General features: G+C 60.7%; 10 protein-coding genes. 4 read left to right on the forward strand and 6 right to left on the reverse strand.

Features of this window, described 5'->3' with window-relative positions:
• The first annotated feature begins 154 nt into the window (after positions 1 to 154).
• From ABD903_RS09920 to ABD903_RS09935, 4 genes are all read left to right on the forward strand, one after another.
• Complete coding sequence (locus ABD903_RS09920) at positions 155 to 1,000, forward strand: class I SAM-dependent methyltransferase (protein WP_345223773.1); 846 nt, start codon at positions 155 to 157, stop codon at positions 998 to 1,000.
• A gap of 119 nt (positions 1,001 to 1,119) precedes the next feature.
• The gene (locus ABD903_RS09925; protein WP_345223775.1) at positions 1,120 to 2,823 is read left to right on the forward strand and encodes a tetratricopeptide repeat protein; all 1,704 of its coding nucleotides are present in this window, start codon (positions 1,120 to 1,122) and stop codon (positions 2,821 to 2,823) included.
• Between the two features lie 298 nt (positions 2,824 to 3,121).
• Positions 3,122 to 3,745 (forward strand): cupin domain-containing protein, encoded by a 624-nt coding sequence (locus ABD903_RS09930; protein ID WP_345223776.1) that lies wholly within the window; start codon positions 3,122 to 3,124, stop codon positions 3,743 to 3,745.
• A gap of 242 nt (positions 3,746 to 3,987) precedes the next feature.
• Complete coding sequence (locus ABD903_RS09935; protein WP_345223778.1) at positions 3,988 to 4,503, forward strand: hypothetical protein; 516 nt, start codon at positions 3,988 to 3,990, stop codon at positions 4,501 to 4,503.
• A gap of 186 nt (positions 4,504 to 4,689) precedes the next feature.
• Here the strand turns inward: ABD903_RS09935 and ABD903_RS09940 are convergent, their stop codons facing one another.
• The 6 genes from ABD903_RS09940 to fdhD all read right to left on the reverse strand — a co-directional run bounded on the left by ABD903_RS09940 (position 4,690) and on the right by fdhD (position 12,708).
• Positions 4,690 to 6,921 (reverse strand): xanthine dehydrogenase family protein molybdopterin-binding subunit, encoded by a 2,232-nt coding sequence (locus ABD903_RS09940; RefSeq protein ID WP_345223780.1) that lies wholly within the window; start codon positions 6,919 to 6,921, stop codon positions 4,690 to 4,692.
• Entirely contained in the window at positions 6,918 to 7,937 is a 1,020-nt protein-coding gene (locus tag ABD903_RS09945) for an FAD binding domain-containing protein (RefSeq protein ID WP_345223782.1), read from the reverse strand. The genes ABD903_RS09940 and ABD903_RS09945 overlap by 4 nt, the downstream gene beginning before the upstream one ends.
• Before the next feature lie 89 nt (positions 7,938 to 8,026).
• Positions 8,027 to 8,557 (reverse strand): (2Fe-2S)-binding protein, encoded by a 531-nt coding sequence (locus tag ABD903_RS09950; RefSeq protein WP_345223784.1) that lies wholly within the window; start codon positions 8,555 to 8,557, stop codon positions 8,027 to 8,029.
• 171 nt (positions 8,558 to 8,728) lie between these two features.
• Complete coding sequence (locus tag ABD903_RS09955; RefSeq protein ID WP_345223785.1) at positions 8,729 to 11,278, reverse strand: FdhF/YdeP family oxidoreductase; 2,550 nt, start codon at positions 11,276 to 11,278, stop codon at positions 8,729 to 8,731.
• A 44-nt stretch (positions 11,279 to 11,322) separates the two neighbouring features.
• Positions 11,323 to 11,649, reverse strand: coding sequence for a DUF7009 family protein (locus tag ABD903_RS09960; RefSeq protein WP_345223787.1), 327 nt, complete (start codon positions 11,647 to 11,649; stop codon positions 11,323 to 11,325).
• Positions 11,650 to 11,829: 180 nt separating this feature from the next.
• Positions 11,830 to 12,708 (reverse strand): formate dehydrogenase accessory sulfurtransferase FdhD, encoded by an 879-nt coding sequence (fdhD, locus tag ABD903_RS09965; RefSeq protein WP_345223789.1) that lies wholly within the window; start codon positions 12,706 to 12,708, stop codon positions 11,830 to 11,832.
• Positions 12,709 to 12,720: the final 12 nt, after the last annotated feature.

The raw sequence follows: 12,720 nt of genomic DNA on the forward strand, positions 1-12,720 counted from the left end.
TCGACACCGGGCTGCGCGGGCACCATTCTTTGGCAAGGCCAATTAGGGCCGTTCAAGCGCGGAGGCTAGCCGGAGTACGGCCGGGCCTATCCCACCGCCGCTTCGCATCAGCAGACAGCAGTTCATTCACTTCTCAAAAACCCAGCTCACAACCATGGACGCGCAACTCGAACAAATCCGCGAGCAGCAAAAAACCACCTGGAACAAGTTTGCTCCCGGCTGGCGCAAGTGGGACAACTTCACCATGGACTGGATGCGGCCCATGGCCGACGAAATGATTAAGTCCCTACACATTCGGCCCACCGATGTGGTGCTGGATGTGGCCGCCGGCACCGGGGAACCGGGCCTGAGCATTGCCACGCTGGCCAAGGACGGCAAAGTGGTGATTACCGACCTGGCCGAAGGCATGCTGGACGTAGCCCGCGACAAAGCCGCCGCCAAGGGCGTTGCCAACTACGAAACCGTGGCCTGCGACGTGTGCGAGCTGCCCTTCCCCGATGCCAGCTTCGACACGGTGAGCTGCCGGTTCGGCTTCATGTTCTTCCCCGATATGCAGGTAGCCGCCCAGGAGATGCACCGCGTGCTAAAGCCCGGAGGGCGCATGGCCGCCGCCGTGTGGGGCACGCCCGATAAAAACGCCTGGATTACCACCATCATGGGCACCATCAGCCAGCACATGGCGGTGCCCACTCCCCCACCCGGCGCGCCCGGCATGTTCCGGTGCGCCAGCCCCGGCATGATGGCCGGCTTGCTGCGGCAGGCCGGTTTTCGGAACGTTACGGAAATGGAAGTAACCGGCAAGCTCCGCTGCGGCAGCAAGGACAACTACTGGCAGTTTATGAACGAGGTGGCTGCTCCGGTAGTAGCCGCCCTGAGCAACGCCGACGAAGCTACGCGGGAGAAGATCAAGCAGCAGGTTTTTGGCAAGGTTGACCAGTTGTGCAGCGACCATAGCGCGGCGCTGGACTACGGCACCGTAATCGTTTACGGCGAGAAGTAAGCGCGACTTTTCCGTCTAGCTTTCCAGAGCCCGTTCAGCGACGCACCGACTAGCTTTTATCCGTTCATTCTCCGGCCTGCCAATACCTAAATCCGAGGTCATCATACTGCTACTGTTTTATGAAAAACTTGCCCGGCGCAGCCTGCGCACTGGTTCTACTGGCTTTGCTGCCGGCATGTCGCCAAACCAGCCGCGAAACGCCTTCCGTGGCTGAAATACGCGCTATCAACCTCAAGCAAGGCAACCTCACCATGTGCGGGCCGGCCGAAAAGCAGTTGGGCTCTGCAACCTTCGAAACGTCTTGCGGCGGCGCGGTACGGGCCAATTTTAACCTGGGCCTCGCGCTGCTGCACTCGTTTGAATACGACGAAGCCGAGAAGGTTTTTGCCAGCATTATTGCCCGCCAGCCAGACTGCGCCATGGCTTATTGGGGCGTGGCCATGGCAAACTACCACCCGCTCTGGACCCCTCCTACCCCCGTTGAGCTTGCCAAGGGTGCCAAAGCGGCGGCGCTGGCCCAGCGGCTGCCGCAGCAATCGGCCAAGGAAACCGCGTTTATTGAGGCCATTGCAGCTTTCTACACCAACTGGGAACAGGCTGACCATCGGAGCCGCAGCATTCGGTTCGAAAAAGCCATGGAGCACGTTTACGCCAATTTTCCGTCGGACAAGGAGGCCGCCGTTTTCTATGCGCTGGCGCTGAATGCCTCCGCCGCCCCCACCGACAAATCCTTCCGCCAGCAGCGTAAAGCCGGTGCCATTCTGGCCGGCCTATACCCCAACGAGCCGAACCACCCGGGCATCGTGCACTACCTCATTCACACCTACGACTACCCCGAGCTGGCCGCGCTGGGGTTGCCGGCGGCGCGCAAGTACGCGGCTGTGGCGCCGTCGTCGGCGCATGCGCTGCACATGCCCTCCCACATTTTCACCCGGCTGGGGCTGTGGAACGACTGCATCGAGTCTAACCTGGCCGCTACGGCCTCGGCCCGCTGCTACGCCGAAACGGCGGGCATTAAAGGCCATTGGGACGAGGAGCTGCACGGCCTCGATTACCTGGCTTACGCTTACCTGCAACAGGGCAACAACCGGCAGGCCCTGGCGCAGTGGCGTTACCTCGACACCATGCAACGGGTGTCGCCGGTGAACTTCAAGGTGGCCTATGCGTTTGCCGCCGTTCCAGCGCGCTACGTGCTCGAAAACAAGCAATGGGCCCAGGCGGCCCAACTGCCGCTGCGCTCCAAGCACCTCAATTGGGAGCAATACCCCTGGCAGGCCGCCATCGTCCGGTTCGCCCGCTCCCTCGGCTTCTCCCACCTCGGCCACCCCGATTCGGCCCGGCGCGAGCTAGCCGAACTGCGCCGTCTGCACGCCGCCCTGCTCGCGCAGAAAGACACGTACAAGGCCAACCAAGTGCAGATCCAGCTGCACGCCGCCACGGCCTGGCTGCGCTTCGCCGAGGGCAAACCCGCCGACGCCCTGCCCCTGATGCAGCAAGCCGCCGCCTTAGAAGCTGGCACGGAAAAGCACCCCGTAACACCCTGCGAGGTGCTGCCCGCCCAGGAGCTACTGGCCGATATGCTGCTGGCGCTGAAGCGGCCCGCCCCCGCCCTGCAAGCCTACGAAGCCGACCTGCAGCAGCACCCCAACCGCTTCAACGGCCTCTACGGGGCGGCCCTTGCAGCAGAACAGGCCGGCAACCTGGAAAAGGCGCGCAGGTATTACCAGCAGCTATTGGATGTAGCCCGTGCCCCCGGCGCCAACCGCCCGGAACTGGCCGCGGCGCGAGCTTTTCTGGCGCAGCAGAGGACGCAGGCAATTTGAATGCAACTTGCTTTTTACTCAAACAGAACCGGCCCGCTCCGAGGCTTAGCGAATGTCCTGCTGTCCACCAGGAACTTCAAACTCAAACGGGTCGACTGAGCACACGCAGACGGATTCCATATCGAAAGCTTAACGCTGAATGGCTTGCCGAACCAAGCTGGTTCTTTCGTTGCTCAACGGCGTGGGCTACGGAGGCAACGCAGTTAAATTTGATAGATTGACTCGGATCAGCAGTTGGGGCAGGTTCCTGAACTTAACATTGGGCTGAAATCTGAGCCGCAGGTAATCGAATGCAATTATGGACAATCGACAGTTAAGTAGGCGGAGCGTCATGCAAATGCTAGCAACAACGATGCTGGGCGGCTCTTTGCTTCCGTTAAACGCCTTTGCAAGGGCCGGGGTAATTAATCCGTCTTTCAACCCTGCTGACGCCCCGAAACCCGTGTATATACCACCCGGTGGAGGGCAGAAGGCTAATATTTCGGTCAACGAAATTGTCTTCAAGCTCAATAAGACGCAGACCTCGGGCAATTTGGGCAGTGCAGAAACCATCCTGCACCCTGGCTTTATGGGCGCGGTACCCCACCGGCACAAGAATTTCGACGAAGTGTGCCGAGTGTTGGAAGGCACCCTTACCATTATGGTGGGCGAAGAAATATTCACGCTCCAACCCGGTGCCTGGCATTTGAGGCCCCGAGGCATTGTGCACAGCTTTTGGAACAGCGGCAAAGTGCCGGCCAAGTTTATTGAGCTCTACATCCCGGGCGGTCATGAAGCCTACATGCAGGAGCTAACCACGCTGTTTGCTGGCGGAAAAACACCCAAGCCCGAGGAATTAGACGCCGTTGCTAAAAAGCACGACATCGAGTTTTTCTGGGACCAATTACCTGCACTTTTAAAGAAGTACAAAGTGCATTTGTAGATCATCCGCATTCATTTATTACTTACACGACCGCCTTGAACTAGCCGCGGCGCGGGCGTTTCTGGCGCAGCATCGGATGCAGACAATTTGAATGGATTCTGAAGTGAGCAGCAACTTCATATCTTTCGGAAAGCATGCCGAATCGGCATGCTTTCCGAAAGTCAGTTTCGCTTTTAAGACCGGTTTACGAAACTCGGTATAGAAGGCACTTTCGTAAACCCAGATGTTGTGCGTAATGTATCATGCCAGAAATTTCAGAATTGACATATCAAGTAGTAGCTTATACTGAAGTACCCAACTTCGACACTGACATTTGTGTTGACTGGGCTTTTGATATGGTATTTCTCGGCTTTGACACTCCGACTCTTCTAGTGTTAGCAGGTCTTGATAAGCCAACAAATTACTTTCAGACAATTGAGTATCTGAAAGCTGCTTTAAGGGAATTGAAAATAAAACAGAAGTTCGGAGACGAAGCAGTTATTTCCTACAGTAGCTTTTTTATTGCACAAATAGCGAAAGAGCAAAACATAAAAGAAAATTTAAAACAAGTATATAATTTTTGCCAAGCCAAGAACTACGAAGGGCTGATTTATGATTTCTATCTGCTTTACTGGGCTTGGGGCGACTTAGATTATGGTCAGGAAATGCAACATCACTGGGACGGAGCCACTAACGACAACATAGAAGCAATTGTAGTGGATACGGCTGAACAGTGGTTAAAAGCAAATGCGGAACAGTACGCACAACATCAGCTTTAAAAAATAAGGGCTGAAGATTAATTTCTGAACCAAGAAACTTTATTGAACAGCAGGAAGGAAATGAGCAACAGAACATCAAATGCCCTTACTTCTTAAAGCTGTTAAACGTTGAGGTAAAGAACAACAGCAACGCCCCGAAACCACTTCGGTTCCGGGGCGTTGCTGTTGCAGCTCCTGCCACTGCAGTTACAGCAGTTTATCGAGGTAAATAGGGAGCTGGCGGATGCGCTTGCCGGTGGCGTGGTACACGGCGTTGGTAACGGCGGCGGCCACGCCCAGCAGACCCACCTCGCCGATGCCTTTTACGCCCAGCGGGTTCACGTGCGGGTCTTCTTCCTCCACAAACACCACCTCCAGGTTGCGGATGTCGGCGTTTACGGGCACGTGGTACTCGGCGTAGTTGTGGTTCATGTAGCGCCCGAAGCGGTGGTCCATCACGGTTTCCTCCATCAGGGCCATGCTGAGGCCCCACACAATGGAGCCGAGCACCTGCGAGCGGGCGGTTTTTTGGTTGAGGATGCGGCCTGCGGCCACCACGTTCAGCACCCGCGACACGTGCACGGTGCCCAGTTCTTCATCTACCTTCACCTCCACGAACACCACGTTGTGGGAGTGCATGGAAAACTGCTGCATATTCACCGGGTTGGGCATTGCCGATGATTCGGCCGCTATTTCCCGCTCGCCGCTGGTTTGCAGCACGTCGCGCAGCACCACCGACTGCTCCGGCGCCAGTCGCAACCGAATCTGGCCGTTCACAAACTCCACGTCGTCGAAGGCGGCGTCTTTGAGCGGCGAGTCGGTCATCTTTTTGGCCAGCTTCAGCAGCTTTTCGCCCAGGGCTTCGCAGGCGTTTTTCACGGCGGTGCCCACCGAGGCGGCCGTCCAGGAGCCGCCCTGCACCGGGGCTTCGGGCTGGTTGGTGTCGCCCAGGCGGAAGGTTACGGCTTCCAGGGGCAGGCCCAGGGTTTCGGCCGCAATCTGCGTCATGATGGTATAAGTGCCGGTGCCGTTTTCGCCGGCGGCGCTGGCCACCGTGAGGCGGCCGTCGGCGGTAATGCTGGCTTTGGCGGCGGCTTTCTGCATAGAAGCATCCCACACGCCCCCGGCCACACCCCAGCCCACCAGCATATTTCCCTCGCGCATGGAGCGCGGCGCCATGGGGCGCTGGTCCCAGCCGAAACGGCGGGCGCCCTCGTCGTAGGCCTCGCGCAGCTTCTTGCTGCTGAAGGGCGCCTTCTTGTTCTGGTCGTGGTCGGCGTAGTTGCGGCGGCGGAATTCCAGCGGGTCGAGGCCGGCTTCGTAGGCCATTTCGTCCATGGCTACTTCCAGGGCAAACGAGCCGGTGGCGGCCCCGGGCGCGCGCATATCCAGGGGCGTGTATACGTCAAGCGGGGCCACTTGGTAGCTCAAATGCACATCGGGGCACTGGTAAAGCATGCCCGACCAGTTCACCACGTTTTCGGTGTATTCCTCGAAGCGCGAGGTTTCGTGGAGGGCGTAGTGCTTCAGGCCCAGCAGGGCGCCGTCGGGGCCGGTGCCCAGTTCCAGGGTTTGCAGCGTGTGCGGGCGGTGGCCGAAGCTGAACATTTGCTGGCGCGTGAGCGAGAGGCGCACCGAGCGTTTCAGCTCCAGCGCGGCCAACACGCTTAGAAACAGCTCGTACTGCGGCCGCAAACCCGCGCCAAAGCCGCCACCCATAAACAGGTTCACCACGCGGGCCTGGTCCTTGCTCAGCCCGAACACCTTGGTAACGTACTGCTGGCAGTTGTACACGCCCTGGGTTTTGTCGTAGATGGTCAGCTTGCCGTCGGGGTGGTAGTGCACGGTGGCCCCGAACATTTCCATGGGGTTGTGGTGCTGCGCGCCGTGGATGTACTCCTCCCGAATGCGGTGCTCGGCTTTGCTGAGGCCGTCGTTGGCGTTGCCGCGGCGTACGGGCGGCTGGTAGCCGGTTTTGCCGCGGCCGGGCTCGTGGCCGTCGTCGCGCTTCTGCTCGATATCGGTTTCGTGCTTGGTTTCCGCGTACTCAATTTCCAGGATGCTGGCGGCGTAGCGAGCCAGCTCGAAGGTATCGGCCACTACCAGCGCCACGGGCTGCATGCTGAACTTCACCTCGGCGTCGTGCAGCGGGCGGAACGGCGAGCCGCCGGGGGCCACGTCGTCTTTGTAGTTGCGGTCGAACCACGCCAGGGAAGGCACGTTTTCGTGCGAGAAAACGTGAATAACGCCCGGCAGCGCCAGTACCTTGTCGGCGTGGATTTTGGTGATTTTGCCCTTGGCAATGGGGCTGCTGACCACGTAGCCGTACACGAGGTCGGGCACGTTAAACTCGGCCGCGTACTTGGCGGCGCCTGTTACCTTGGCCGATCCGTCTACGCGGCTGGTGGCTTTTCCGATGTGGTTGGTGGTGCTGCTCATGGGTTGGAATTCAAAAAGACATCGGATGCTTTGCCGCCTTCGGTGGCTTGTTTGAGGGCGCGCACCACGGCGCGTTTGGCCAACTCAATCTTGAAGTCGTTGCTCCCCTGCCCTACCGCGCCTTCCACCACGGCCGCGGCAGCTTTTCTGAAAGTGGCCTCGGTGGCGGGCTGGCCCTTGAGCAGCTGCTCGGCGGCTTGGCTGCGCCAGGGCTTGTGGGCCACGCCGCCCAGCGCCAGCCGGGCTTCCGTAATGGTGTTACCATCCAGCTCCAGCGCCGCCGCTACCGATACCACCGCGAAGGCGTAGCTGGTCCGGTCGCGCAGCTTCAGGTAGCTGAAGTGCTTCTCGAAACCTTGCTTGGGCAGCTCCAGAGCCACAATCAGCTCCCCGGTTTTCAGGGTGTTGTCGCGCTCGGGCGCGTCGCCGGGCAGGCGGTGAAAGTCCTCGAATTGGATGACCCGCTCGCCAGTCGGCCCCTGCACGCGCACCTCGGCCGCCAATGCCGCCAAGGCAACGCACATATCCGAGGGGTGCGTGGCAATGCACTGCTCGCTTGCGCCCAGAATGGCGTGGATGCGGTTGTAGCCCCCAATGGCCGAGCAACCCGAGCCGGGCTCCCGCTTGTTGCAGGGGGTGGCCAGGTCGTAGAAATAGTAGCAGCGGGTGCGCTGCATGAGGTTGCCGCCGTTGGTAGCCATGTTGCGCAGCTGCGGCGAGGCTCCGGCCAGAATGGCCTGGCTCAGCAGCGGGTAACGCTTTTGCACCTCGGGGTGCCAGGCGGTATCGGCGTTGGTGGCGGTGGCGCCCAGGCGCAGGCCGCCGTTGGCCGTGGCTTCAATGGCGGTGAGCGGCAGCTTGTTCAGCCCGACGAGGTGGGTGGGCCGGGCCACGCTTTCCTTCATCAGGTCCAGAATATTGGTGCCGCCGCCAATGTAGGCCGCGCCGGTGTGGCCGGCGAAGTCGCGCACGGCCTCGTCGGGCGAGGCGGCGCGGGTGAGGGTAAACGGGTTCATGCTTCCAATTAAAAATTGTGAATTAAAAATTAAGAATTGGGCCAAAGCCCTTGACCGCCGCGGCAGGCACGACAAGCCATTTTTAATTCTTAACTCTTCATTTTTAATTCCTTGTCTACTACTTCCTTCACGGCCGCCAGAATGCCCACGTAAGCGCCGCAGCGGCAGAGGTTGCCGCTCATCAGCTCCCGAATTTCGTCTTCGGTGTGCGCCTTGCCTTCGTTGATGAGGCCCTGCGCCGAGCAAATCTGGCCGGGTGTGCAGTAGCCGCACTGGAACGCGTCGTGGTCGACAAAAGCTTGCTGCAGCGGGTGCAGGTTGTCTTCGGTGCCCAGGCCTTCGATGGTAGTTATTTCGGCGCCTTCCTGCAGCACGGCCAAAGTCAGGCAGGAGTTAATGCGCTTGCCGTCGACGAGCACGGTGCAGGCACCGCACTGGCCATGGTCGCAGCCCTTCTTGGTGCCGGTGAGGCCGGCGTACTCGCGCAGGGCGTCGAGCAGGGAGGTCCAGGGCGCGAGCTGCAGCTGGGTGGCCTTGCCGTTTATGTGCAGCGTAACCGGGCCGGGAAGCGGAATAGCAGGCCGGTCACCCAGCGCTGGTTGGGTTGAATTTCCACTCATGGTGAAGGGAGGGTGAATTGGTTGCAAATGCGGCGGAGCAGCGAACGACGAGGCCAGGCTTCGTGCGTCCGTTTTTTCCTTACGCCCGGTTTGAATCAGTTGTTGAGCTTGAAGCAAAAAAAAGCGCGCAGCCATTGCCGGCTGCGCGCTTCGCTGTGTACCTGATGCCGCTTACGCTTCGGCCGCCACGCGCTGGGTGGTAGTTTCTACCGCTTTTTCCGCGGCTACCACCGTTACCACCACGTACTTGGAAGTGGGTGTGTTGCTGACTTTGGCCACGCTGGAAACGGGTACCAATGGGTTGGCCTCGGGGAAATACGCAGCCACGTTGCCGCGCGGAATATCATAGGGCACGGCCACAAACTTCTCCACGGTGCGCTGCTGGCCCTCGAAATGGCTGGTAATGTCGATGAGGTCCTTGGCGCGCAGGCCACGGTCGGCCATGTCCTGCTGGTTCATGAACAGCACGCGCCGCTCGCCGTGAATGCCGCGGTACCGGTCGTTGTAGTCGTAAATGGTGGTGTTAAACTGGTCGTGGCTGCGCACGGTCATGAGCACCAGCTGGCCGGGCTCCAGGGTGTGCTTCTCCAGCTCGGTGGTGGTGAAGTTGGCCTTGCCGTTTTTGGTGGTGAATTTCCGTTCGCGCGGGCCGTTGGGCAGGTAAAAGCCGCCGGGCTCGCGCAGCTTCTGGTTGAAGTCCTCGAAGCCGGGAATCACGCGGCTGATGTGGTCCCGAATGACGTCGTAGTTCTCCGTCATGGCCACCCAGTCGGCAATGTTGGTGCGTTCGGGGCCCAGCGTGGCAATGGCCATGCCGCTGATGATGGCTACTTCGCTCATCATTTCGCCGGCCAGCGGCACCAGCACGCCCTTGTTCTGGCTGACGACGCCCATGGAGTTTTCGCAGGAGGTCATTTGGTGCCCCGATTTCTGCATGTCGATGTCGGCGTGCGTGAAACAGGGCAAGAGCAGGCTGGTTTCGCCGGTGGTGAGGTGGCCGCGGTTGAGCTTGGTGCCCACAAACACCGTGAGCTTCTGCTTGCGCATGCCTTCGGCAATAACCTCGGTATCGGGCCCGGCACCCAGCAAATTGCCGCCCAGGCTGAAGAACACCTTGGTTTTGCCCTGGTACATGGCCTTGATGCTCTCCACCGTATCCAGGCCGTGCTCCTGGGGCGGCGTAAAGTTGAACTCCTTCGCCAGCGCATCCAGAAACACCTTGGTGGGCTGCTCCCAAATGCCCATGGTTCGGTCGCCCTGCACGTTCGAGTGGCCGCGCACCGGGCAAGTGCCCGCGCCGGGCTTGCCAATGGCACCTTTCAGCAGCTGCAGGTTCACGATTTCCTGAATGGTTTGCACGCCCTGCCGCTGCTGCGTTACGCCCATGGCCCAGCAGGTAATAATCTTCTGCTTGGTGGCCAGCATATTGGCCGCTTCCAGCAGCTGCGCCCGGCTAATGCCGCTTTCAGACTCAATATCGTCCCAAGACGTGTTCCGGATGTTCTCGCGGTACGACTCGAACCCAGTGGTGTGCGCGGCAATAAACGCGTGGTCAACTACCTGGCCGGGGTTCAGTTCCTCGGCCTCGAACAGGTGCTTGGCAATACCGCGCAGCAGGGCCATGTCGCCGTCCACGCGCACTTGCAGGTAGAGGTCGGTAATCGGCGTGCCGTCGCCCATCAGGGCACCCAAAGCCCGCAGCGGATTCATGAAGTCCTGCGGATTTTTGAAGTTCTGCAGGCCGGCTTCAATCAGTGGGTTGATGCTGATAATTTTAGCGCCGTTGCGCTTGGCCTTTTGCAGCGCCGAGAGCATGCGCGGGTGGTTGGTGCCGGGGTTCTGCCCGATGATAAGAATGACCTCGGCCTCGTGCAGGTCGTTGAGCGTAACGGAGCCTTTGCCCAGGCCCAGCGTGGGGCTGAGGGCAGCGCCGCTGCTCTCGTGGCACATGTTGGAGCAGTCGGGCAGATTGTTGGTGCCGAACTGCCGTACGAACAGCTGGAACAGGAACGCGGGCTCGTTCGGCACCTTACCGGAGGTGTAGAACACGGCCTCATCGGGCGAGTCCAGCGCGTTCAGGTTGTCGGCAATGAGCTGGAAGGCATCGGGCCACTGAATGGGCTCGTAGTGGGTGCCGCCGGGGCGCTTTACCAGCGGGTGCGTGAGGCGGCCGGCGTTGTTCTGGTCGCGGTCGGTCATGCGCGAGAGTTCGGCCAGGCTGTGCCGGGCGAAAAACGCCGGGCCGGCGGCTTGGTCGTCGGCGTCGGAGGCGGTGGCTTTGGCGCCGTTTTCGCAGAATTCGGCCACGGAGCGGTGGTCGTCGGGGTCGGGCCAGGCGCAGCTGGAGCAGTCGAAACCGTCCTTCTGGTTCATTTTCAACAGGCCCTTGGTGCCGCGCGTCAGGCCGCCTTCGCCCCAGCTGAATTGCATGGACTTGATAACGGCGGTAACGCCGGCGGCTACTTCGGCGCGGGGTTCCAGCCGCAGACCCGTCAGGGCTTCGGGCGGCTGGGCGAGAATGTCGTGGTGGTGTTTGGCGTTGGCCACGTCGGGGGCAGGTATGGTGGATTGGTCCCGCTCGGCTTGCGGATCGGGGCGGTAATGGTCGGGGGCGGGGGCCAGGCCTTGGTCGGGGCGCTGGCCGCTTTGGGGCGCATTCTTGGCTTTTTGTTCCTGCTCGTGGCCGGCTTTGCCGGGGTCTGCAACGGGTGAATCTTCCATGAGGCAGTAGGTGTAGAAGGTAAATTCCGTGGAAACGAAACGCGTTAATGTTTGCAGCCCAGGTCTTTTTCAACCAGAATGTGCAGCACTTGGTTGTCGGCTACAGCGGTGGTGCCGCGCAGGCTTACTTCTTCGGTCGACGTCCAGCCGTCGGCTACGGCGGCCGGGAGCAGCACGCGGATGCGGCCGGTTTCGTGGCGCACCGTTACGGCCGAAGCGTCAGCGTCGCGCTCCAGGGTATACGAGAGTTGATCGGCGGCAGCCAAACCCAGCGGCACCACAGTTTCCAGGCGGCCGTGCGCGGCAAAGGCCGTGACTTCCGGTGGGTCGAGGCGCAGGCGCAGGGTGTTGTCTTCGAGGCGGAGTTTCATGCAAAAAAGCTGTTTTCCAGACTTAAGCTCCTCTTCTTGTTTCAACCGAAGGCCGGCGTAGTCAAGGAAGGGTGGCCGCAGGCCGGGTTGGTTGAAAAGCTATCAGCTGACAGCTATAAGCCATTGGCTTAAGAAGTCAACCACCCCTAACTTCTCCTCAGCTGAGGAGGGGAACTAGCTCTAGCTCTGGGTTAGGGCGGTAATGCGCCAGGGGTGGCTGTAGATGTTAAACCGATCCTGGCGCACGAAGCCGCAGAGCGTCATGCCAAAATCCTGGGCGGCAGACACGGCCAGGGAGCTGGGGGCACCCACAGCAGCCAGCACCGGAATGCCTGCCACGACCGCTTTTTGCACGAGCTCAAACGAAGCCCGGCCACTGACCAACAGCACCGCATGGTGCAGCGGCAGCTGCTCCTGCAGCAGCGCGGCGCCAATGACTTTATCGAGGGCGTTGTGGCGGCCCACGTCTTCGCGCAGCAGCAGCAGCTCCCCTTCGGGTGAAAACAGCGCGGCGGCGTGCAGCCCCCCGGTTTGTTCAAACAAAGCCTGGGCAGCGCGCTGGCGCTCCGGCAACTGGTGAATAACTGCGGCCGCTACGTGGGGGCCTTCGGCGGGTAACACGGGGCAGGCGGCGGCGTGCACTGCGGCAATGCTGGTTTTGCCGCACACGCCGCAGCTGCTGCTGGTGTAAAAGTGGCGTTCCAGGCGCGGCAGTTCGGGCGCGGCGGCGGGAGCCAGTTCGGCGCGCACCACGTTTTCGCGCTCTTCTTCCTTGGCCACATCCGGGCAGTACAGCACGCCCTGCAAGTCCTGGCGGCTGGCAATCAGGCCTTCGGTGAGCAAAAAGCCGGCGGCCAGCTCAAAATCGTGGCCGGGCGTGCGCATGGTGATGCTAAGCGTGCGGTGCTCCCGCTGCCCGGCCGGCCCATAGCCCACCCGTATTTCCAGCGGCTCCTCGGCGGCCAGCACGTCGGAGGCGGCAGCTATGGCGCTGCCCTGCACCTTGTGCACGGTTACATAGTCGTAGCTGGTGGGGGGCAGAAAAACGGAGGCGTTCATGGCGGGCATACC

Origin of the sequence: Hymenobacter koreensis (assembly GCF_039541855.1) — a bacterium.
GTDB lineage: Bacteria > Bacteroidota > Bacteroidia > Cytophagales > Hymenobacteraceae > Solirubrum > Solirubrum koreensis.